Source organism: Apilactobacillus quenuiae, from assembly GCF_002994005.1.
Taxonomy (GTDB): Bacteria; Bacillota; Bacilli; order Lactobacillales; family Lactobacillaceae; genus Apilactobacillus; species Apilactobacillus quenuiae.
In genome coordinates, this window is record NZ_POSN01000003.1 from 238389 (window position 1) to 260120 (window position 21732).

General features: G+C 25.7%; 23 protein-coding genes. 12 read left to right on the forward strand and 11 right to left on the reverse strand.

The genetic code is table 11. The features are described 5' to 3' along the window. Positions 1-96 precede the first annotated feature (96 nt). The 3 genes from yidC to rpmH all read right to left on the reverse strand — a co-directional run bounded on the left by yidC (position 97) and on the right by rpmH (position 1490). Positions 97-930, reverse strand: a complete 834-nt coding sequence (yidC, locus tag C7N44_RS05335; RefSeq protein WP_105956878.1) for a membrane protein insertase YidC — start codon at positions 928-930, stop codon at positions 97-99. A 3-nt stretch (positions 931-933) separates the two neighbouring features. Next, positions 934-1281, reverse strand: coding sequence for a ribonuclease P protein component (rnpA, locus tag C7N44_RS05340; RefSeq protein ID WP_105956879.1), 348 nt, complete (start codon positions 1279-1281; stop codon positions 934-936). Positions 1282-1355: 74 nt separating this feature from the next. Further along, entirely contained in the window at positions 1356-1490 is a 135-nt protein-coding gene (gene rpmH, locus C7N44_RS05345; protein WP_105956880.1) for a 50S ribosomal protein L34, read from the reverse strand. A 487-nt stretch (positions 1491-1977) separates the two neighbouring features. On the opposite strand from rpmH, the gene dnaA reads away from it, so the two are divergent. Together dnaA and dnaN are read left to right on the forward strand one after the other, a co-directional pair. Beyond that, positions 1978-3315 carry a chromosomal replication initiator protein DnaA gene (gene dnaA, locus C7N44_RS05350; protein ID WP_105956881.1) on the forward strand — a complete coding sequence of 446 codons (1338 nt, stop codon included), beginning with the start codon at positions 1978-1980 and terminating at the stop codon, positions 3313-3315. Between the two features lie 162 nt (positions 3316-3477). Next, positions 3478-4614 carry a DNA polymerase III subunit beta gene (gene dnaN / locus C7N44_RS05355; RefSeq protein ID WP_105956882.1) on the forward strand — a complete coding sequence of 379 codons (1137 nt, stop codon included), beginning with the start codon at positions 3478-3480 and terminating at the stop codon, positions 4612-4614. A 240-nt stretch (positions 4615-4854) separates the two neighbouring features. Here the strand turns inward: dnaN and gap are convergent, their stop codons facing one another. Beyond that, positions 4855-5862, reverse strand: a complete 1008-nt coding sequence (gene gap / locus C7N44_RS05360; protein ID WP_105956883.1) for a type I glyceraldehyde-3-phosphate dehydrogenase — start codon at positions 5860-5862, stop codon at positions 4855-4857. A gap of 413 nt (positions 5863-6275) precedes the next feature. Between gap and C7N44_RS05370 the strand changes: the two genes are divergently transcribed. Then, positions 6276-7457: a GH25 family lysozyme gene (locus C7N44_RS05370; protein ID WP_105956885.1), complete on the forward strand. Its 1182-nt coding sequence runs from the start codon at positions 6276-6278 to the stop codon at positions 7455-7457. A 58-nt stretch (positions 7458-7515) separates the two neighbouring features. Here C7N44_RS05370 and C7N44_RS05375 read toward each other — a convergent pair whose 3' ends face one another. Continuing rightward, on the reverse strand, positions 7516-7704 hold the full coding sequence (locus C7N44_RS05375; RefSeq protein ID WP_157945052.1) for a hypothetical protein: 189 nt from the start codon (positions 7702-7704) through the stop codon (positions 7516-7518). 40 nt (positions 7705-7744) lie between these two features. On the opposite strand from C7N44_RS05375, the gene C7N44_RS05380 reads away from it, so the two are divergent. After that, on the forward strand, positions 7745-8332 hold the full coding sequence (locus tag C7N44_RS05380; protein ID WP_157945053.1) for a helix-turn-helix transcriptional regulator: 588 nt from the start codon (positions 7745-7747) through the stop codon (positions 8330-8332). Positions 8333-8579: 247 nt separating this feature from the next. On the opposite strand, the gene C7N44_RS05385 is transcribed toward C7N44_RS05380, so the two are convergent. The 3 genes from C7N44_RS05385 to C7N44_RS05395 all read right to left on the reverse strand — a co-directional run bounded on the left by C7N44_RS05385 (position 8580) and on the right by C7N44_RS05395 (position 11015). Further along, on the reverse strand, positions 8580-9122 hold the full coding sequence (locus tag C7N44_RS05385) for a GNAT family N-acetyltransferase (protein WP_105956888.1): 543 nt from the start codon (positions 9120-9122) through the stop codon (positions 8580-8582). 110 nt (positions 9123-9232) lie between these two features. Continuing rightward, complete coding sequence (locus C7N44_RS05390) at positions 9233-10597, reverse strand: MFS transporter (RefSeq protein ID WP_105956889.1); 1365 nt, start codon at positions 10595-10597, stop codon at positions 9233-9235. A 148-nt stretch (positions 10598-10745) separates the two neighbouring features. Continuing rightward, positions 10746-11015: a GNAT family N-acetyltransferase gene (locus C7N44_RS05395; RefSeq protein ID WP_105956890.1), complete on the reverse strand. Its 270-nt coding sequence runs from the start codon at positions 11013-11015 to the stop codon at positions 10746-10748. 406 nt (positions 11016-11421) lie between these two features. On the opposite strand from C7N44_RS05395, the gene C7N44_RS05400 reads away from it, so the two are divergent. Beyond that, positions 11422-12252 carry a helix-turn-helix domain-containing protein gene (locus tag C7N44_RS05400; protein ID WP_105956891.1) on the forward strand — a complete coding sequence of 277 codons (831 nt, stop codon included), beginning with the start codon at positions 11422-11424 and terminating at the stop codon, positions 12250-12252. 93 nt (positions 12253-12345) lie between these two features. Further along, entirely contained in the window at positions 12346-13074 is a 729-nt protein-coding gene (locus C7N44_RS05405; protein ID WP_105956892.1) for an SDR family NAD(P)-dependent oxidoreductase, read from the forward strand. A gap of 42 nt (positions 13075-13116) precedes the next feature. Here C7N44_RS05405 and C7N44_RS05410 read toward each other — a convergent pair whose 3' ends face one another. After that, a complete protein-coding gene (locus C7N44_RS05410; protein ID WP_105956893.1) occupies positions 13117-13968 on the reverse strand; it encodes a CPBP family intramembrane glutamic endopeptidase in 852 nt (283 codons plus the stop codon). A gap of 195 nt (positions 13969-14163) precedes the next feature. Here C7N44_RS05410 and C7N44_RS05415 point away from each other — a divergent pair, with 195 nt between their 5' ends. After that, positions 14164-14871, forward strand: a complete 708-nt coding sequence (locus C7N44_RS05415; RefSeq protein ID WP_105956894.1) for an ATP-binding cassette domain-containing protein — start codon at positions 14164-14166, stop codon at positions 14869-14871. Continuing rightward, complete coding sequence (locus tag C7N44_RS05420; protein ID WP_105956895.1) at positions 14861-15556, forward strand: hypothetical protein; 696 nt, start codon at positions 14861-14863, stop codon at positions 15554-15556. Before C7N44_RS05415 ends, C7N44_RS05420 begins: the two co-directional genes overlap by 11 nt. A 35-nt stretch (positions 15557-15591) precedes the next feature. Here C7N44_RS05420 and C7N44_RS05425 read toward each other — a convergent pair whose 3' ends face one another. After that, the gene (locus C7N44_RS05425) at positions 15592-15870 is read right to left on the reverse strand and encodes a DJ-1/PfpI family protein (protein WP_318530504.1); all 279 of its coding nucleotides are present in this window, start codon (positions 15868-15870) and stop codon (positions 15592-15594) included. A gap of 786 nt (positions 15871-16656) precedes the next feature. Continuing rightward, complete coding sequence (locus tag C7N44_RS05430; RefSeq protein WP_105956897.1) at positions 16657-17310, reverse strand: hypothetical protein; 654 nt, start codon at positions 17308-17310, stop codon at positions 16657-16659. A gap of 1274 nt (positions 17311-18584) precedes the next feature. On the opposite strand from C7N44_RS05430, the gene C7N44_RS05440 reads away from it, so the two are divergent. From C7N44_RS05440 to C7N44_RS05455, 4 genes are all read left to right on the forward strand, one after another. Further along, complete coding sequence (locus C7N44_RS05440; protein ID WP_105956899.1) at positions 18585-19295, forward strand: MucBP domain-containing protein; 711 nt, start codon at positions 18585-18587, stop codon at positions 19293-19295. 126 nt (positions 19296-19421) lie between these two features. Further along, complete coding sequence (locus tag C7N44_RS05445; protein ID WP_105956900.1) at positions 19422-20252, forward strand: hypothetical protein; 831 nt, start codon at positions 19422-19424, stop codon at positions 20250-20252. 97 nt (positions 20253-20349) lie between these two features. Next, on the forward strand, positions 20350-20934 hold the full coding sequence (locus C7N44_RS05450) for a VanZ family protein (protein ID WP_105956901.1): 585 nt from the start codon (positions 20350-20352) through the stop codon (positions 20932-20934). 353 nt (positions 20935-21287) lie between these two features. Next, the gene (locus C7N44_RS05455; RefSeq protein WP_225362951.1) at positions 21288-21728 is read left to right on the forward strand and encodes a CopY/TcrY family copper transport repressor; all 441 of its coding nucleotides are present in this window, start codon (positions 21288-21290) and stop codon (positions 21726-21728) included. Positions 21729-21732 lie beyond the last annotated feature (4 nt).

The following is a 21732-nucleotide window of genomic DNA, read 5'->3' on the forward strand; positions in this document are numbered from 1 at the left end:
CCGTCTATATTATCATAAATTTTAATAATAAAGATACCTATTTATGTAATTTAAAATAAATAAAAAGACTGGCTTTGAGCCAGTCTTTTTATTATTTTATTTACGACGTGAACGCTTTGCTTTTCTTATTGCTTTTTGAACAGCATGTTTACGTTGCTTTTCAGCAAGTTGTTTTTCTTCACGTTCTTTTTGAATTTTCCAAGGATTTTGTAGAACTAAAGTTTGTCCAGCTTGGAACAAGTTTGTTACTACCCAATAAATGGAAATCGCAGCCGGAATGTTTAATGCCATGAAGAAAATAATTAATGGCATTCCATAAGTCATTGACTTAGTCATTCCATTTTGTTCAGGTTGTGACTTGGTTGCTAACCATGAACTAATAAAAGTAAATAGAGCAGCCAAAATTGGCATAATAAAGTAAGGATCCTTATGTCCTAATTGTAACCATAGAAAATGACCAGACTTCAAAATATCAGTACGCCAAATTCCTTGGTATAAAGCCCATAAAATTGGTAGTTGAACAATCAAAGGTAAACATCCAGCAACCGGATTAACACCTGCTTCTGCATATAGTTTTTGTTGTTCAGTACGCAATTTTTGCATTGTTTCAGTATCCTTAGAAGAATACTTTTTTTGTAATTTCTTTAACTCAGGTTGTATTTCTTGAGTTTTCTTCATACTCCTAGTTTGATAAATCATCAAAGGTAGGATAATGATTCTTACGATAATGGTGAAAATGATAATTCCCATTCCATAATTATTACCAAAGAATTTTGACAACCAAATAATTGCTCTAGAGAAGTTTAGAACAATTACTCCATCCCATAATCCAGTACTGTGGGAAGTAATAGGTTTATTACTACATGCACTTAAAAAGAATACTAGACCTAATATGGAAGCTAATGAAAAATATTTTTTGAATTTTTTCATTTATTATTCTCCCTCATCAAGTAATTTTGCTAACTTCAAAACATGAACTAGGTTTTGCTTAACTTCTTTCATTGAAAGACCATCGACACGTGGACGAGCAATGACTAAGAAATCAACATCTTGTTTTAAATCAGGCTTTAACTCTAGCAAAGTTTGTCTAACTCTTCTTTTTACCCAGTTTCTGTGTACAGCGTTACCGACCTTCTTACCCACAGAAATTCCAACACGAAAATGTTTTTGATCTGGTTTGTCCATTTGATAGACAACAAACATGCGGTTAGCTACTGAATCATGTTTTTCAAAAACCTTTTGGAATTCTGCTTCTTTCTTTACACGATATGACTTACGCATAATCCATCTCCGTTAATTTTCTATCAATATAATGAAAAAGACCACTGATTAAGTGGTCAGTGGTCTTTAGTATACTAGACAGTTAATGACTTTCTGCCTTTTCTACGGCGATTAGCTAAAATTTTACGACCGTTGTTTGTACCCATACGTTTACGGAAACCGTGTACGCGAGCATGCTTACGTCTCTTTGGTTGGTAAGTTCTTTTCATTACTAACCCTCCTTATTTATTTAAATATTTCTTTTCTATGCTAAATACATTTCTTAAACATAATACCATAAAAAATAAAATCATGAAACATATATTTAAAAATAGGGTGGTTATTGAAAACACAATGTTATCCACATTTTAATTTGTTTCATGCATATTTTTGTGAATTAATCTGTGGATTTAAAAATATTAATTCACAGGGTTATCAACATCTTATCCACATAATCACAGGGTGTGTATATAGTTATCCACAAGTAGTGCATAACTATCTAAAATCATTATTAAAACAATGATTCAACAGAATTATTTATTCACATTTGGCTGTTAATAACTCAAAAATATTATTATTTTATAAAGTTATCTACACCCTGTGGAAAACTTTATGCACACCCTGTGGAACATTTTATATTAATAATAATTACCTGTGGAAAACTTCTTTTTATAATGGTAAAATTATTTAAGAAATTTGCGTGGGAGGAAATAGTTCATGAATAAAGACTCATTATGGGAAAAAATCCGTGATGCTTTTGAAGATAATGTCTCAACTACGACTTATTCAACATGGATAGAAACGGTGAAACCGGTTAGTCTGGAAGGCAATCAGCTAACCTTAGAACTCCCCTCCCCTCTTCATCGAGACTATTGGAAAGATAAATTATCCGACCAATTAGTTGAATATGCTTATAAAATAACAAAAAAAGATATTATTCCTAACTTTGTTCTAGAAGACGAAATAAGGAATGAAAAAAAAGATAGTTTTGATCCAATTGATGAAGATACAAAAAGTAGTAACCTAATGAAAAATACTCATTTAAATACAAACTACACATTTGAATCATTTGTCATTGGTAAAGGTAACCAAATGGCGCATGCTGCGGCATTGGTTGTATCAGAAGACCCTGGTAAAATGTATAATCCCCTACTATTGTATGGAGGTGTTGGATTAGGTAAAACGCATTTAATGCATGCAATTGGTAATAAAATTATCAAAGATAATCCTGATGCCAATATTAAATACATTACTAGTGAATCTTTTACAAACGATTTTATAAACGCTATTCAAAATCATAAAACAGAAAGTTTTCGACAAGAATATCGGAATGTCGACGTTTTACTTGTGGACGACATTCAATTTTTTGCGGATAAAGATGGTACACAAGAAGAATTTTTCCACACTTTCAATGATTTATATGAAAATCGTAAACAAATTGTATTAACTTCTGATCGTTTACCAAATGAGATATCAAAGCTACAAGATCGTTTAGTTTCAAGGTTTGCATGGGGCTTATCAGTTGATATCACTCCACCCGACTTAGAAACTAGAATTGCTATTTTAAAAACAAAAGCTGAAGCTGATAAGATTGATGTACCTACTGATACATTGAATTATATAGCTGGACAAATTGATTCAAATGTCCGTGAATTAGAGGGAGCTTTATCAAGAGTTCAAGCATTTGCTAAATTTAAAAATGTTAAAATAACAACTGATTTAGTGTCAGAAGCATTAAAGGGACTCAATAAGGGTCAAAATACAATCGAAGTAAATATTGATAAAATAATCCAAACAGTTTCTTTATACTTTAATGTATCTATTGATGATATAAAGGGTAAAAAAAGAATTCAAAAGATTGTAATTCCAAGGCAAATTGCTATGTATTTAGCAAGAATAATGACTAATAATTCATTACCTAAAATTGGAGTAGCTTTTGGAGGAAAAGATCATACCACAGTAATTCATGCATATGATAAAATATCAGAATCATTAAAAGATAACGTCAATTTACAAAATAAAGTTGATGAATTAAAAGAAGAACTAAAAAGGTAATTTTATCGTTTGTGGAAAAAAGGCAAAGTTATCCACAGGTTATCCACAGGATGAAAGTTAATGATATCAAGTGATTAGCTTAGTTATACACATATCCACAGGCCCTACTACTACTGTATTTACTATATATTAATTATTATTAATAACAGGGGGAAATTAAAAATGAAATTTTCAATTAAAAGAACATCATTTATTCAAGAAATTAATACTGTATCAAGAGCAATATCATCTAAAACAACCATTCCTATTCTTACTGGTTTAAAATTAACAGTAACTGATAATGAAATTATTCTTACAGGTAGTGATGCTGATGTTTCTATTGAAACTCAAATTAAAGCTAGTGATGGAGATAATGAATTAGATATCAGTGAAACCGGTAGTATTGTATTACCAGCAAGATTCTTTAGTGGAATTGTTAAAAAACTTCCTAATGATAAAATGACCTTATCAGTAAGCAATGGTTTTCAAACTGAAATTACTTCAGGATCATCATCATTTACTATTAATGGTTTAGATGCTAATGACTATCCACACCTACCAGAAATTGATAATGAAAATGAAATCTCATTATCTGGTAATGTATTTAAAGAAATTATCAATCAAACCGTTATTGCAGTTTCAAAACAAGAAAGCCGCCCTATTCTTACAGGTGTGCATTTCGTATTAAAAGATCAAATGTTATTTGCGGTTGCAACTGATTCACATCGTCTAAGTCAACGTAAAGTTGCCTTACCAGATAATAATGGTGAATATGATGTAATTATTCCAGGAAGTAGTTTGTCAGAATTATCAAAAATGATTGCTGATGATAATGAAGATGTGAAAATGAAGATTTCAGAAAACCAAGTATTATTCACAATTGGAAATACTTACTTCTATTCACGTTTATTAGAAGGTGCCTACCCTGATACTTCACGTTTGATTCCTAAAGAATCAGAAACAAATGTTCAATTTGATGCACGTGAATTATTAGGTTCAATTGAAAGAGCTTCATTACTTTCACATGAATCAAGAAATAACGTTGTTAAACTAACAATTAATGCTAATGATAAAAAAGTTACTATTTCAGGTAACTCACCTGATGTTGGTAATGTTGAAGAAGAAATTGATACTAAAGAAGTTAGCGGCGAAGATTTAGAAATTTCATTTAATCCTGATTATATGAAAGATGCCCTTCGTGCATTCGGTCAAACGATGATCAATGTTTCATTTACATCACCACTAAGACCTTTCACATTAGTTCCTTCAGAAGACCAAGAAAATTTTGTTGAACTAATTACACCAGTTCGTACATTTTAAGATAAGAAAAATAAAAAGAGCACTGATTAAAAATATCAGTGCTCTTTTTGTGTCTTTAAATTACAGTTCAAAAATTAAGTTTTAAGACATGTTAATAAAATTGTGGATAATTATACTAAATAGTATTTTAAATTTATTAAATCATGAATAATTTGAATTATATGTGGATAAATTAGTACAATTAAAAGTTATGTAATAAAAAAAGCCCTTGGAAGATATCCAAGAACCCTTCAATTAATTTTATAGTTGTGAGAACTTCAATAAAGTACGAACCATGTTGCAAGTGAAGCCCCATTCGTTATCGTACCAGTTCCAAACTTTAACTAATTGGTCATCACCAACAGTTGAAACATTAGTTTGAGTTGCATCAAATACTGATCCGTGAGTATCACCAATGATATCACTTGATACAATTGGTTCATCATTGTAACCGAATGTTTCGTCCGCATGACTCTTCATCTTTTCATTGATTTCGTCTGCAGTAACATTCTTCTTGTCAACGATGGCAGTCAATTCAGTTAATGAACCATCAATAATACCAACACGTTGTGCAACACCATCTAATTTACCATTTAATTCAGGAACAACTAAACCAATTGCTTTAGCAGCACCAGTTGAGTGAGGAATAGTGTTTACTGAAGCAGTACGGTTGTTTCTGAACTTCTTCCCACGAGGGCCATCTAAGATAGCTTGAGTAGAAGTGAAGGCATGGATAGTAGTCATTGAACCAACTTTAATTCCAAAGTCCTTGTTTAAGAAGTATGCAGTAGCTGCGATACTTCCAGTTGTACATGAACCAGCTGAAACGATTTGATCATCTGAATTCAATGTATCCAAGTTAACACCAGGAACAACTGTCTTCATATCACCAGCAGGAGCTGAGATTAGAACACGTTTTGCACCAGCGTCTAAGTGAGCTTGTGCCTTTTCTTTTGATGTGTAGAAACCTGTACATTCTAGTACGAAGTCAACACCATCATTCTTAACCCATGGTAGGTTAGCAGCATCTTTTTCAGCATAAACTGGGATTTCATGGCCATCAACCACAATTCCAGTATCTGTTGATGAAACTTCACCTGGGAACTTGCCATGTGTTGAATCATATTTTAATAGATAAGCTAGCATTGAAGGAGTTGTTAAATCATTAATAGCTGCTACTTCGATACCATCAGATTTTAATTCATGAATTCTTTTGAATGCTAAACGACCAATACGACCAAAACCGTTAATACCAATTTTTACTGTCATACTTGTACCTCCAAATTCATTTAATGTTTTATTTATATCTTACAAGATACAAATTACCACGCTTTTAGATTAATGTCATGTATTATGCTTGTGAAAATTAGTTTTATTTTTTATAAGTAATTTTTTAACATTTTCAAAAAATATAATGTCTATGGTAATAATTATTGATGAGACAATTAAAGATAATATTATGGTAAATATATTATTTAAATTTAACATTTTAATGAAGTATAAAACTATTTTTAATAAGATTATACCTATCAAAAAATATAAAGCTGATTGTAACAATGATTTCATAAAGTCCTCCAAATGTAATTACTTTGTGATAATTTGATTTTAAAATGTAATTTAACTATATCACTAATGAAACATTAACCATCTACAATATAAATTGTAGATGGAGGATATTTATTTTGAAAAATTTTAAATTGAAATATTTATTTATGAGTATCATTGCGTTATTTATATCGTTTGTATACATAAATATAACTAACGTAAATGCCAATCAAAGAAATGTTTATGATTTATCTGAATGGCAGAGTAATTTTACGGATTCACAAGTTAAAAATTTAAAGAATGAAGTGCCCTTTGTAATTTTAAGAGTTCAATATGGGAGTGCTTATTATGATCGAACTTTTCAGCATAACCGGAAGTTATTAGACAAATACAAAGTTCCATATGGAGTATATTCATTCAGTCAATACGAAAGTGTTAATGATGCAAAAAATGAAGCGAGAGTTCTTTATAATCGAGCACCAAATGCTAGATTTTATGTCAATGATTATGAAGATCAAACTGTTAAATCTGGTGATACTAACGCTGCCACTTTAGCTTGGGTAAATGAACTTAGACCACTAGCTAAAAATAAAAAGATATTGTTCTATTCATATCAAAGTTTTATGCTGCAGTATGCGGCCAATGCTATCAGTTCTTATGATGGTTATTGGTTAGCAGCATATCAATCAAATGAACCAGCACGTGAACATGTTTTATGGCAATATACTGATCATTTTTACTCACCAGCATTAGGTAAATATATTGATTCGAGTTTGTTAACATCTAAAAAGAGTAATTGGTTCATTGGTAATCAAAAGCCAGTAGCTAATACTAAGTATTATCGTGATAGTGGACAATTTACTACTAAGAGCAAGTTCAATGAGAATTTTTATGATCATGTATCAGCAGATAACAAATATGCTCATAATTATAAATTAAAAAATCATGGCTCAGGTTATCTTGCTAAAACGGTTAATGTTGATTGTAAAGCAGTCGTTAATGGTAAAACATTTTATCGTTGTTACTACAAAGGAAAATTATTAGGTTGGATTAGTAGTGATGCTTTAGGACCACATATTAATTATGGAAAAGCTAACGAGTATAAAACAGTTAAGCACAATCCAGTTAATAATTTCTACAATCATGTAACTAATAGTCATTTCAATAATATTAAGATGACTTATCATGGTCATAAATATGCTAATAAGAAGTTAAAAATTACTGCTAAGGCTAAAAAAGATGGTTGGCATAGTTATTATTATAAATGTTATTACGAAGGTAAATACTTAGGATGGATTTATCAAGGTGCATTTAAATAAATAAAAAACAGACACGTTCTAATGTGTCTGTTTTTTATAGGTTAATTTTCATTTATAATTATTCTTGAACGTATTTTAATCCGTCCCAAAATTTTTGCCAAAATCCTTCATCAGTATCATTTATTTTGTGATGTTTGCGTGCAGCATATACATTAATATTAGAATTGCTTACTGCATTAAAGGATACATAACTAAATGATAATGTCATTGTAATGATTGCTAAAGTACTTATTAATTTTTTCAACATAATCACACTCCAATTTATTTTTATAGAGAAGGTAATAATTATGGAAATATCTATTAAACTAAAAAAGGCTAGGAAAGATAAAAAATTAACCCAAGAGTATGTAGCTAGCCAAATCAATGTTTCTAGAAAAACTATTTCAAGTTGGGAGAATGGTCGTGGAAAGCCCAATTCTTCATATTTGAAACAATTAAATTCCATATATGATACCAACTTACAACTTCATTATACACAAAATAAAAACAATAAAAACAATAAAAACAATAAAACTAAGAAAAGATATTTTAATATCATGTATTTTATTAATTTAATATTGTTTTCTTTATGTTTAATTAATATTTTTACAGATTTACTAACTGGAATAGTATTTTTTCTACTACTTTTTGATTCTTTTTTATTTATAAACTATAGAGAAAAAATATATTTCAAATTAAGTAATAAAAGAAAATACATTTTCATATTTGGATTATTATCAATAACATTGTTTGGTATAATCATGAATAATTTACAATTTAAATATAACTTTTCAAGTATTGTAGAAGATATACCGTTCTTTATAGGAGCCATTATCCACTCTTTGATATTAACCTTTAGTTTCTTAATCATAGCTAACTATAGAAACTTGAAATAGTATTGGATATTCTTTAAATTTTTTGTCTATAGACATTAATGGACATTGATATAACAGCATTTTACTATTATTTTATTTTTGCTAATGTAACCCTTATCTTTGTCTATTTTTAATTAGTAGCTTGAGTATTTTTGAAATATTTTATATGTTTAAATTGTTGATAAATTAGTTATCAACAGATCGATTATAGATATGTGAAAAAACAAGGAGCATTTTATGCTCCTTGTTTTTTATTTGTAAACTTATATTATCTACCCCTATTCAAAGCTTTCCAATCACTTCTCAAAATTCCATATTTTACAGAATTCCAGTATTCATTTTGCCAATACCTTACCTTTGGAATCTCAGCTTCTTTATTTAAGCCAATTTTATTTGCTAAATGCATCATACTCTTATTGCCAGACCAGGTGGTTAAACCAATATGTGGTAAATCAGTTAGTTCAAACATTTCATTGATCCACATGCTTAAAGCAATTTGTCCAATTCCTTGATGCCAATTATTTTGATCATATATGCAAATGCCAACATCTAACCACCTTTTTAAATTTCCATCTTCATAATAAGCTGAAACAGAACCAACAATTTTATCGTTATACCAAATAGCTTTGTACATATTATTATTTAATTGCTTTTTTGAAGCATAACCATTTATAAATTCATCTCTTTCAGGTAATTTATCTTTGAAATACGGTCCATTAAATTTTGTCCATTCAGCATTTTTGTCTTTATATGCGACATTCCAAAAATTTTCTAAATCATTTTTGGTTATTTTTTTGATAATTATGTCCATTTTTGATATTCTCCTTGAAATTATAAAGTATTAATTGAAATATAATCTTAATCTAACTTTATCATACAAAAAAAGAACAGAAATAAATTCTGTTCTTAAAATTATAATTATTATTTTGTTGAAGAAACTACTAAAAATTGAATAATACTTAATACTGCTAAAAATATAATTGCAAAAGTATAACCGATTACGTGATTGGCTCCAGAAAAAGCAGTTATCTTAGTAATAATTGTGGAAACAATAACAGTTCCGATTGCACCAGCAAATTGTTGAACGGTAGTTAAAATGGCATTACCATCAGCTTTTATATCAGCTGCTAAATAATCTAAACCTTTTGTCATAATGTTTCCATATGATAGTCCAATTCCAATCATAATAATCGTGTAAAAGAATGTGAAAATCGTATCACTTAAGTTATAAGAAGTAGCTGCTAAATAAAGTAATGAAACAACAATTCCCCCAATTCCAGTTAGGATTGGTTTCTTAGCACCAAAACGATCTAATAAGATACCAGAAAATGGTGAAATTATAGCTCCAACCACTGCACCAGGTAATAAGATTAATCCAGCAATGCTTGAAGAACTATGATTAATAATTTGTACATAGTTAGGGACAATGAACGATAGTCCAAGGATAATTAATTGATTTATAAAAAATGCAATTACATATTTTGAATAAGCCATATTCTTAAGAATCTTAACATTTAAGATAGGTTCTTCTTTTCGATTTTGTATTTTTATAAATATAGTTAAAGCGATAATTCCAATTAACATTGGTAAAATAACGGACATATTAAGTAGTGGTTTACTACTGATATTACTAATTCCAAAAATTAAACCGGCAAATGTTAATAAAATTAAAATAAAGCTGAATACATCAAATTTATTATTGCTTAACTTACTTTGTGGTAATTTTGGAACCGATATAAGTCCCAAGATAAAAGCTAAAATTAAAATTGGAACTAAAATGATAAAAATATAACGCCAACCTAGCGTATTAACAATAACGCCACCAAATGTAGGCCCCACAGCAGATGCTGCAGCAGTTATTAATGATCCAAAGCCCATCATAAAACCAAGCCTACTTTTTGGAACGTTTTCCAAAATAATATTAAACATTAGTGGTAGTGCAATGCCAGTCCCAATTCCTTGGATTAACCTTCCGATTAATAAGAAGATAAATGCTGGTGACATTGCATCAACAATTAGCCCAATTAAGAATAAAATACTAGCACATATAAATAAATGACTAGTCTTGAACCTTTCTTTTAGAAATTTGGAAAGTGGGATTACACTTGATAAAACCAATAAATAAATCGTTGTAATCCACTGGACCACATTTAGTCCAATATGGAATTCTGAAATTAAAGTTGGAAATGTGATATTCATTGAGGTTTCAACAGTTACCCCACTGAATGTCATTACTCCGACAGCAATTATTGCTAATAATACGTTTGTTGATATTCTCTCTTTCATTAAATAATCATTATATTTCGTCTCCTATAAAATTTATATTATAAAATACATTAGTATTGGTAAGTATAATGAATTTAATTTTTTCGTGCAAGAAGAAATTAAAAAAAGATATCCACAAATTTTTTTAATACTTGTGGATATCTTTTTATTAGTCATTTAATAAGTAGCTATATTTACTATTATGTTTAAAAAACATTTGCGCATATTTACAAATTGGTTTAATTAATAAGTTCTTATTTTTGGAATACTTGATTATTTCTAACATTAGTTTATGAGCTACACCTTGTCCGCGATATGCTTTTTCAACCAAAACATGATTAATGAACATCGTATTATCTTTGGTTGTGAAGTTAGCTTTAGCGATTACTGAATCATTTTGCATTGCATAAATATTTTCATTATTATAACTAAATTGCATTTTTAATTCTCCTTTTATTATAAAAAAATCTTATTGAAAAACAAATTAGCATGAATATTATGTAAAATATTAATATCTTAATATTGAAATTAATAGATACACCAAAGTTAAAGCCACCATCTTTGAATATATTTTTAGTTAATTTTATTCCTAATAATGATGTGTGAGGAGTATTGGAACGCATAATAAATATTTAATTGATTCAAGTACTATGAAAATAATAAACCCCAGACTATCTGATAAAAAGTTAAGTAGATATTTTATGTGCATTAAAAACTCTTCTTTCATAGGATATTTATTTTTAATTATAATAGATAAATTACTTATCTGAAAGATAATTTATATTCATAAGTATCATTTACATTGTTATAATTAATCAAAATATTTATAAAGGAATTTTATTTTTATGACCAATAAAAAACTAGGTACATTAATAAAAGATTTAAGAATAAAAAAACATATTTCTCAAAGAGAATTATCTTATGGAATTTGTACACAACCATTAATTTCTGAAATTGAAAATTCTAGGTATATCCCAAATGGAATTATATTATTAAAACTTTTCAAAAAACTAAATATAAGTTTAGATGAAATAACCTTGAATAGTGATTTTGAAATTAGTGATAAAAAGGATTTGAATTTAAAATTAAATGCTTTGTGTAATGAACATGAATATGAAAAAATGTATGAATTCTTGAATAATAAAAAAACGATATTATCTATAAATAATGATTTTAAAGAACAGGCTTACTATTATTATTTAGGAATATCACTACTACAAGCTAAAAATGATCTTGTAAATTCTATTATAAATTTTAAGTTGTCTATTTCATCTAGAATTAATTTAAAAAGTTCAGATACATTGGTTAGATTGGCAGAGATTTCTTTAGCTTATGTATATATTTTAAAAAAGCAGAATAAAATTACTAATTATTATATAAAAAAATCTATTAATGGAATAAATAAATTAAGTTTTACTAATAATTATAATATTATTTATTATTTAGCAGCTTTGAGTAAATATAAATTAGGTGATTATAAAGAGTCAATAAAAATCATTAATCAATTTATTGATTTTGCAAAAATAAATGATTCCCACTATATGTTATCAAACACATATTACTTGTTGTCTATAGTAGCCAGTATTAATGGTGAACAAGATATTTTTATTAAAGCTAATAATTACCAATCCATGCTAAATTCTTTATTTAAAGAAAAAATATTTAGAAATATTTAAAAAAATAAGGATTCTTATTTTTTATATTTTTTTATTTATACTAAACTTCATTTAAGCTTAAAAAATATCTTATTAAACTAATGGAGAATAAAAATGAATAAATACGTTGTAGTAACAGGTGGGACTTCTGGTGTAGGACTTTCAATAGTTAAAGATTTACTTAAATATAAATTTAAGATAATAATTATTGGAAAAAATGTGGAAAAAGGAAAATACATTCAAAAACAATTGGGTGAAAATGTTATATTTGTTTCTGGTGATCTTTCTAATGAGAAACAAGTTAAAAATATATCTTTTAAGATTAAGAGTATAACAAATAATATTTATGCACTTATTCTTAGTCACGGAATTTTTCCTAATAATGCTATTGAAAATATCAATAATAATCTTTTGAGTCATTATCTTTTATCAAAGGAATTAAAATCTGTTTTACATAAAAATAAAATATTAATTGTAACTGGTAGTCCAAATGCGATTATATCTTTACCAATTTGTGAAAATCAAAATAATACTATAGAATGTCTTTCTTGGGAATTAACCCATAAAACTATGTTGATGATTTATCTTTCAAATATTTTTGAAAAGTATGAAATAACAGTTAATAGTTTTTATCCAGGAGACGTAAAAAGTAATTTAATGCCTTATACACAGTCTTTACCAAAAAGAGATGTCAATGTTGCAAGCACTTTAATATTAGAAAATGAATATAAAAACAAAACTGGTAATTTTTATAATAATGATTGTTCAAAAGTAAAATTAAATGGTAAGTATAATTTTGATAATGCAGTAAAAATAATGGAATATTATACAAGTAAAAAATAACTAGGGGTCAGCTTAAGATAAAATTAAGCTGACCCCTAGTTATTATATTTTATTTTTGTTTTGGTGTTTGTATACAATTATGAATGCAATTCCTGTTAGTACATAAACAAACATCGATATTATGCTTGACTGAAAACCAGAACTTCCCCCTGATAATAAATTATTATTGTTTAACATTTTATAAACGAAAGGCCAGTTATTTATTTTAGACAATGATATAGGCACCAAGGAAGTAATTAAATTAAATGTTGCATGTAAATAAAAACTTGACCATATAGTCTTAGTTAAATAGGCAATTAATCCTAATAATGATCCCATAATGGTACCACTTAAAACTAATAATATACCATCGTTTAAATTATTAACTCCGTTTAATAAATGCATTATGCCAAATAAAAATCCTGATAATATAATTCCTAATTTATAATTTGAATTTTTACCAATTATATTTAATATTACACCTCTAAATGTAACTTCTTCTAAAAGAGGAGCAGTAATAGTTCCCATAAATATTGTTGATGATAAGTTTAATATTATGTCGTTTATATTTGAATTATTTGTAATAAATTTTCCATTAATAGTAAAGTAACTCAATAAAGTTAAAATAATAAGTACCATAGGTGCTATTAAATATATTAATTTAAATTTTGGCTTTATTGAGATCATTTTAAATTTTGTTTTATAAATATATTTACATATATATTTATATATAAAAGCATATATAGATATACTCAAGATAGACAAGATTATATATTTTATAATATCCAATACTATATTACTTGTTATTATTTTACTAAACATTCCTAAAATAATTTGAGATACCAATTCGCTAAAAATTAAATTAATTAATATTAAAATTATAAAATAAGTAGCTTTAACATCTTTTTTAATCATAATTATATCTCCTTACATAATATTATATTGTATATAATATATCACAAATAATAATTTAAGTTTAATAAAAAGGTAATATATTAATTATGAATATAATATAGTTATGAAAATTTAACATTTTGATATATTGGGGTTAATATTATATTGAATATAATAATATATCAATAGGAAGTGTTATTTATCTCTAAGATAGTTATGAAAAATATAAATAAGACAATAAAAAACAAGGTAGCCTTATCTAATGCCAATTTAAATATAAATAACAATGAGATTTGTGCATTAATAGGACCTAATGGTGCTGGGAAAACGACTCTAATAAAATGTCTAACAGGTTTATCAAGTTCAGATTCCGGTATTATAAAATTTGATAATGAATCTTTAAATAATCGTAGCATAAACGATATTCTTTCAAAGATAGGAGCTGTGCTTAAATTTCCTGAAAGTATATCAAAAACACCAATAGAAAGCATATTTAATCAAGAATTTTTTTATAGAGGCATAAAACAGCATAAGAGCGTTAATTATTATCTTAATAAGGTTAAACTCAATGTTAGTCCCGATACTAAAGCTGGTAAATTATCTTTAGGAATGAAACAACGATTACTAATTGCTTTAGCAATATCACATAATCCTTCATTATTAATATTAGATGAACCCTTTAATGGATTAGACGTTGATGGTGTTGATTTAATGAAGAATATAATTAGTGATTTTGTTAAGGAAAATAATAACAGTGTATTAATAACCAGCCATTCTCTTAATGACTTAAATGACTTTGTAAGTTCTGTTACTTTTATGCAATCTGGTCATACTTTACATAAAGAAACAATGGAAGATATTAGAGAAAATTATGGTGGAAGTATTAAAGATTATTACAGGGAGGTACACAATAATGAACTTTAATAATATAAAATATGAAATTAATAATATGAAAAAATTAAACAAAAAAAGTGTTTTAGTTTCTTTTATAGCGCTTATAATTGTATTTTTAATTTTTTTGGGTGCTAAAGATAGCGATCCACAAACTAATCATATTAATTCATTTATTAGTATAATTATAATGCTTACTTGTTATTATGAATTGATATATGCAACGGCAAAATCTTGTAGATATGTAGTGTCAGATTATGTTAATGATAACAAGATTAGGCTTTATTTAATGCCTAATGGAAGAGGAAAATTTTTATTGAATAAGGTCATAGCCTTTGTTGGATCTTTTGCAACAAGTAGTACTATAGGAATAACTATTGGGACTTTTCTTATTTTAATATTAAGTAAATTTATTAATTTTGGATTTTCTGATAATAATATAAATTATCTTAGAATCTTGGTTACTCTAGTTGGTTATTTAATATATTTGTCATCTGTTATGATTTTTGCAACATATGTTGGTGTAAGATATCAGTCCAAAGTTAGTGCAATTATAGTATCTATAATATTTTTATTTTTGTTTGGAAATGCAATGATTTCAACTTCTACTTCAAATCAGGTAGCTTTTATTATAATAGTTTTAGTCCTATTATTTATATCATTATTGCTATTGTTACATTGCGTTAGATATATAAATAAAGATGAGGTCTCTAGATAATAAAAAGCTTAGAAATTAATTTTTCTAAGCTTTTTTTATTCATATGAATCTTTTATAACATTAAATAATTCATCGTTTTCTATATTCCAAGAATTACCATCTATCAATACTAGTAAATCTATGTTACTAGGAATATCTTCAAATTTATAATCCACTTTTGTATCAAATCCGCCAATAGATTTTACATAATTTTTGTTAGATGCTGTTTCTACTTTCCAATTTTCGTTTTGATTTAACTGACTTGCTAAATAAGCACTTTCCCAATCAGAATACTTATCTAATATTATAAAAATTACTTTTTTTATTAAAAATATCTCCTAAAATTACTAATATATACTTTATGAGCTTAATATTATTGTAATTATAACTTTATTAGAGATATGTTTGAAAGGGAGTTCAAAAAATGTTTTTTAAATATACATGTGCTATTTTATTCACAATTTTTTCTTTACTGACAGTAGCTGTTTCTATTATTAATATAAACCAATATAATAATTTTATATTGGTGTGTTCTCTTTCAATCAATTTCTTAGTATTTATATCTAGCTTTTATTCTTTATTCTTTTTATCTATTAATAGTGGTCAATTTAAAGTTCTAACTATAATATTATCTATTTCGTTTATCATTGCTGCTATTTTTAATGGATTGGGACAAAACGATTTACATATTGTTCATCATATAGTTAGATCATTGATATTAATAATATACATATTTATTATTTGTAAATAATATTTTATGATACTAAATATACAAATAACACCCCACAATTAACTCATAGGAAGTCGTGTGGGGGTGTTATTTTTGTTAAAGCATATTTATCTTATAAAAGATTATTAATATGAAAAAAGTTAAGCATTCTAATATGTTACATGAATTTCAAGGTACTACCTTAATACATGATTTTAATTTAGAAAGGGTTAATCTAACAATCTTTTGTTTGTTATTGATGTATTAAATTTACAATATCTCTAATGAATAATTCTAGATTAAAATTAATGAAAGACTTACTTTTTAATCCCTAACGGAAAATCAATTCAAACTCAAATAATTCTTTTGAATATCAAAAATTGATTCTATATTTAATTCAACATTAATTGAATTAATCTGATTGTTTAACAAACAATGTAGGAGCTTGGGCATACGTGTATGGATTATATATGTAGTTTTTCAATTCTTTAATAGAATTTTTAGCAATGTTTTTTAAATTTTTGTTTTTAGGTAATTTACTTTCTTTTAACTTATTAAATTCTCTATTAATTAACTTATTGTTTTCACCTTCATTAAACAATGTTAAAACAAAAAATCCTTGATTTATAAATTTCTTTAAATTTTTATTATCTGTATTAATATTAGTAAATCGATTAGAATTAACAAAAACTTTAGTTCTTTTATCTTTAGATATTAAATAATATTTTGGATATCCATTTGAAATAGGAAATATATTTTTTACTTTAAAAATGATACCACTATTAGCTATTTTTTTAGCATTGTATGGACTGTAAGGTTTCGTTAAGCTTGAATAAAATAAGTTTTTATATCTTGATACATTTGATCCTAGTTCTTTTTTATTGTCCAATCTGTAAGTATACCCAGTTTTTATAAATCTTTTTTTCCATCTTTTCATTAATGTCTGATTATATGTTTTAGGTTGAGGAAAAGAAAAAGCATTTACTCTAAATGTTGCTATATTTGAAAACAATATTACAAACAGTAATGGAATAAAAAACATAATTATTTTCTTTTTTAAAATCATTAATAAGACTTCTTTCATAATTAAAATTAACAACATAAAAAATTATATAATATCAATAAAGAAATTAATAATATCACATAAAAATTTTAAATAAATTTATCCTCTAATACTAAAATATTTTTTATCAAATCAAAATAATAATTATTTAAAGTGATTGTATTGATTTTTTCAATATTAGGATTTCAGTTATTAGATTATGATTTTGTTAAATATACTCTATAGACATAATAAGTAATATTAATAATAATATATCAATCATAGCAAATATTGGATATATCATCTTTTTAATATATTCATTTATACTTGAATAAACATTAAGTTTTTTGGTAAACAAAATATATAAGTACTCATCTATTAGAATAGATATCATTATTAATATAATTATTATGAAAGTTTTATTATATACCAGTGCTATATTGAATAGTCCTGATAATACTAGTGCAAAAGACATCCCTAAAAATAAAAAAGAAAAATTAAGATATTTATTCTTTATTACATCTTTGTCTGAATACATATTTTTTTTATTTTCATATTTAATTTTCTGTTTAAAGTGTTTAAATTCTTTAAGAATTTTTATTAATAAATATATCAATGGAATATAAAGCACCAGTATAGTTAGATTTAAAATAAAATGAATGATTACCATCTCCAAAATCAATTTTTAACATATATTTATTTAACAATCTGTTATTTTTATAAATAATTAATTCAACTAGTAATTATCCTAACATATCTTCAATAAAAATATTTGCAATCTAATATTATTAGAAGATTCAAAGTTTTAGTTTGAGACTATGTAATTTAACCGTTTTTCAAGTGGATAAAGCTACTATAACTTATGCGCTAGCGACGTTTTATTTTTAAAATATCACGATGTATTTAAATTAGATGAAAAAAGTTATATTAAAGCCAATATATACATTCATGATTAAAAGACTGGTAAATCAAATACTTTATATTTAAGTTCTATTGAAAAAATTAACTCAATATCAGCAATGTTTAACGACTAATAATATTAAATCTAAATGTCTATTTCTAAGCATTGATAATGATAAATATCTTGATTTTATACATTTTTATATAATTATGCATAAAGTAGACTATCATTTAAATGTTGGTTATTTAGGTATTCGTATCATGTATATACTCAATTTAATTATAATATTAGTTTATTTATGAATTTTTTGAATCATTATTCTTAAACTATATTTATTTTTGTGTAATATTTATATCTATGTTTATAATTATTTAATACATAAGGAGGTATTTAACATATGGCAATATATAAAAAATTGAAATTATGCTTCATAGTATTAATTTTTCTTACTTTTTTATCATTCAGTTTAAGCATTAATGTTAAAGCTGATAATAATATCAACGTTAATGTAAACTATGTTGATTCAGTTAGTGGGCATAAATTACAAAATGATACTACTATATCAGGAAAGATAGGAACAAATCTAAATATTATTCCGCCTAAAATTAATGGATATTATTTTAAGGGCAGTAGTGAATTAATCAATGGTAAGTTCAGTAACAATGTTTCCAGTATAAATATGTATTATGTGCCGGCATCAACAAATAAAGATAACTCTAATAATACAACAAAACAAACAAAAAATTCAGGTGATTCAAATAGTACGTTGATTGATAAAGATAAAAGTGGTTATCATAAATCTCAATCAGATAATGACAGATCTACAATGGCAGATAATAATGTTAATAAATTAAATCCTAGTACAAAATCTAAAGACAATTCTTCATCAAATTTAACAAATAAAGAATCTTTAAATAAGAATACAAATCCAGATAAAAAGGTCAATACAAATCATAAGGACAAGAGTGATTCAGATAAAAACGTAACAGCTAAGTCTCATTCTAATGACAAAAATATCTATATTTATATGGGTATTATTATTGTTTTATTAGCCATTATAATTCCTAGCTACCTTGTAATAAGAAAAAATGGTAAACATTTTAAATAGTATTTTTTCATGAATTTATCACCACGATTTTTTTAATTTGTGTATAATTTTTGAAAAATAACATCATTTTATTTTTTATGTGTTAATGTTTATATAAACATTAATAAAATGAAGGGAGGTATTATTATGAATAAAAATAAATCTATAGCCATATCAATAACTGTTCTTTTAATATCTATACTATTCTTATTTGCAACTAATAATGCTCAAGCTGCTGAGGTTGTCCATAAGGCACCCATAAAAAGTAATCTACCAACATATAAGTCTCTATATAGGAAAAATAATTATAGACACATTTGGACTAAACATATTAATAAAGCATCAGTTGATATTGTTGGATCTCCATTTCTTTATTCTAAGAATTTATATAATTCTTATAAATCATCTCAAGCACTTGAAAATTATGTTGATGTATATGTAGTTTCTAAAGAAAAACTTTATAATAAAAAGAATCATAAATACTATGTGTTCTATGGAATAAATGATGGTACAAGCCATGATATAAAATATTGGGTAAGAGATAAATGGGTAGTATTTCTTAATCAATCTAATAAGTCATATTATAATGAAAAGGTAATTAGTATTTTTAATGGATATTCTACAGATAATAATATTCAATCAATAGCTAATTTATATGCAAGTTATTTTGATAATCCTGTTAATAAGGGATATCAATATTTAATAGATTTTGACGATCAAGCATCCAATATTGATCATAATACAAAAAACTTACATCGTTTTGAATTAAAGCATGATAAAGATAATTATAGTAATGAAATCTTTAAGCAACTAAACTCTAATAAAATTAGTTTTAAAAATTATGTATATAAATTGTATAGACATCAAATTGGTAATATCTATAAATTTGGAAAGCATAAACGTATAGGTGTTTATGTTTATCAAAAAGGAAATAAATATTATGGTAATGTGATTATAGTAATAAATGACAATAAATAAAATAAAGGAAATCTTAACTTTTTAATTAAGATTTCCTTTATTTTTCTATAGAATTTAACATGATAAAATGCACATAAAGGAGTTGTCATAGTAATTAATGATTTCAGTAGACGGTAAACCATATTTTGGAAATATGATTAGCTCAGAGATTATCTTGATACCAATGTTGCTATTATTATTTTTTATGATGTTTATTCTAATTAAGCGAAGAAAACTAAATGTTTTAAATGGCATTACATTAGTTATGTTTTTTATATATTTATATAATCTTATTAGTATGACTATTTTTCCAATAAATATTTTTAATTCATCTAATCTAATTCATAATATCAGCTTTGGTAAACAAACAATGTTTAATTTTAATGTTATGGACATGTTTAACTATTTACCTATTCAAATATGGGGAAACATATTGTTAACATTTCCACTAGCTATTTTTTTAAATTCACTATTTCCAAATAAATTTCACGGTTGGTATATAAATATTATCGTTGGTTTTTTATCAACCTTATTAATAGAAACATCTCAATTAATCCTTAATTATTTTTATTTAGGATATAGGGTATTTGATGTTAACGATATAATTTTAAACTTTATAGGATACATATTAGGATTAATCATATATATAATTATTAAATTTATATTTAGTCGTAAAATAAAATTTTTAAGTATTACTAAATAAAAAAACAGCACTTAGGCTCTCTGCTCTAAGTGCTGTTTTTTGTTATAAATTATTTGTAGTATATAGGAATATCATTATTTTGCAGGATTATTTTTTAATCTCAATCATTAATCCATCTTAAAGAAGCAGCTTTCCAATCCTGATTAACATGTAAATTTAATCTATATTTATGATTTTGATTAATATTTGATTGATGCTTAATAATTAATTGTTTTTTATTATTATAAAACCTTCTTTTCTTTAAGATTATTAACAATATAACAGTGAAATCTTAAATAAAACTTAAGCGAAATCTTTTTCTTTGACATTTCCGTCTACAAATGTAGACTATATATAAATAATAAATTTAAGAGGTGGTAACCATCGATAACAAAGTCAGTAACATTTCCGATGCTGAATGGGAATTAATGAGGGTTTTGTGGACAATCGGTGATTCAAGAAGTAAGACAATTATTGATTTACTTTCCAAGAAAAGTGATTGGAGTGAATCAACAATTAAAACTTTAATTACTAGATTGAAGAATAAAAAAATCATTGGTGTAAAAAAAGTTGATAAAAAGAATTACTATCACTGTTTAATCAATGAACAAGATGCTTACAAAATGAAAATTAAACATATGTTTAATGAAATTTGTTGTATGCAATATGGTTCAACTCTTGATTATTTAATTAATAACATTGATTTGAGCAAATCCGATATTAGCAAACTAATTAAAACCTTAGATAAAAAAATGGTGGATGCACCAGAAAAAGTTGAATGTCATTGTTTAGGAGGTAAGATTTATGAGTCATAAAGAC

Excerpts from the sequence above, each read along its gene's own strand:
- yidC (WP_105956878.1), bottom strand. The coding sequence starts at position 930 with ATGAAAAAATTCAAAAAATATTTTTCATTAGCTTCCATATTAGGTCTA.
- rnpA (WP_105956879.1), bottom strand. The coding sequence starts at position 1,281 with ATGCGTAAGTCATATCGTGTAAAGAAAGAAGCAGAATTCCAAAAGGTT.
- rpmH (WP_105956880.1), bottom strand. The coding sequence starts at position 1,490 with ATGAAAAGAACTTACCAACCAAAGAGACGTAAGCATGCTCGCGTACAC.
- dnaA (WP_105956881.1), top strand. The coding sequence starts at position 1,978 with ATGAATAAAGACTCATTATGGGAAAAAATCCGTGATGCTTTTGAAGAT.
- dnaN (WP_105956882.1), top strand. The coding sequence starts at position 3,478 with ATGAAATTTTCAATTAAAAGAACATCATTTATTCAAGAAATTAATACT.
- gap (WP_105956883.1), bottom strand. The coding sequence starts at position 5,862 with ATGACAGTAAAAATTGGTATTAACGGTTTTGGTCGTATTGGTCGTTTA.
- C7N44_RS05375 (WP_157945052.1), bottom strand. The coding sequence starts at position 7,704 with ATGTTGAAAAAATTAATAAGTACTTTAGCAATCATTACAATGACATTA.
- C7N44_RS05380 (WP_157945053.1), top strand. The coding sequence starts at position 7,745 with ATGGAAATATCTATTAAACTAAAAAAGGCTAGGAAAGATAAAAAATTA.
- C7N44_RS05385 (WP_105956888.1), bottom strand. The coding sequence starts at position 9,122 with ATGGACATAATTATCAAAAAAATAACCAAAAATGATTTAGAAAATTTT.
- C7N44_RS05390 (WP_105956889.1), bottom strand. The coding sequence starts at position 10,597 with ATGAAAGAGAGAATATCAACAAACGTATTATTAGCAATAATTGCTGTC.
- C7N44_RS05395 (WP_105956890.1), bottom strand. The coding sequence starts at position 11,015 with ATGCAATTTAGTTATAATAATGAAAATATTTATGCAATGCAAAATGAT.
- C7N44_RS05400 (WP_105956891.1), top strand. The coding sequence starts at position 11,422 with ATGACCAATAAAAAACTAGGTACATTAATAAAAGATTTAAGAATAAAA.
- C7N44_RS05405 (WP_105956892.1), top strand. The coding sequence starts at position 12,346 with ATGAATAAATACGTTGTAGTAACAGGTGGGACTTCTGGTGTAGGACTT.
- C7N44_RS05410 (WP_105956893.1), bottom strand. The coding sequence starts at position 13,968 with ATGATTAAAAAAGATGTTAAAGCTACTTATTTTATAATTTTAATATTA.
- C7N44_RS05415 (WP_105956894.1), top strand. The coding sequence starts at position 14,164 with ATGAAAAATATAAATAAGACAATAAAAAACAAGGTAGCCTTATCTAAT.
- C7N44_RS05420 (WP_105956895.1), top strand. The coding sequence starts at position 14,861 with ATGAACTTTAATAATATAAAATATGAAATTAATAATATGAAAAAATTA.
- C7N44_RS05430 (WP_105956897.1), bottom strand. The coding sequence starts at position 17,310 with ATGATTTTAAAAAAGAAAATAATTATGTTTTTTATTCCATTACTGTTT.
- C7N44_RS05440 (WP_105956899.1), top strand. The coding sequence starts at position 18,585 with ATGGCAATATATAAAAAATTGAAATTATGCTTCATAGTATTAATTTTT.
- C7N44_RS05445 (WP_105956900.1), top strand. The coding sequence starts at position 19,422 with ATGAATAAAAATAAATCTATAGCCATATCAATAACTGTTCTTTTAATA.
- C7N44_RS05450 (WP_105956901.1), top strand. The coding sequence starts at position 20,350 with ATGATTTCAGTAGACGGTAAACCATATTTTGGAAATATGATTAGCTCA.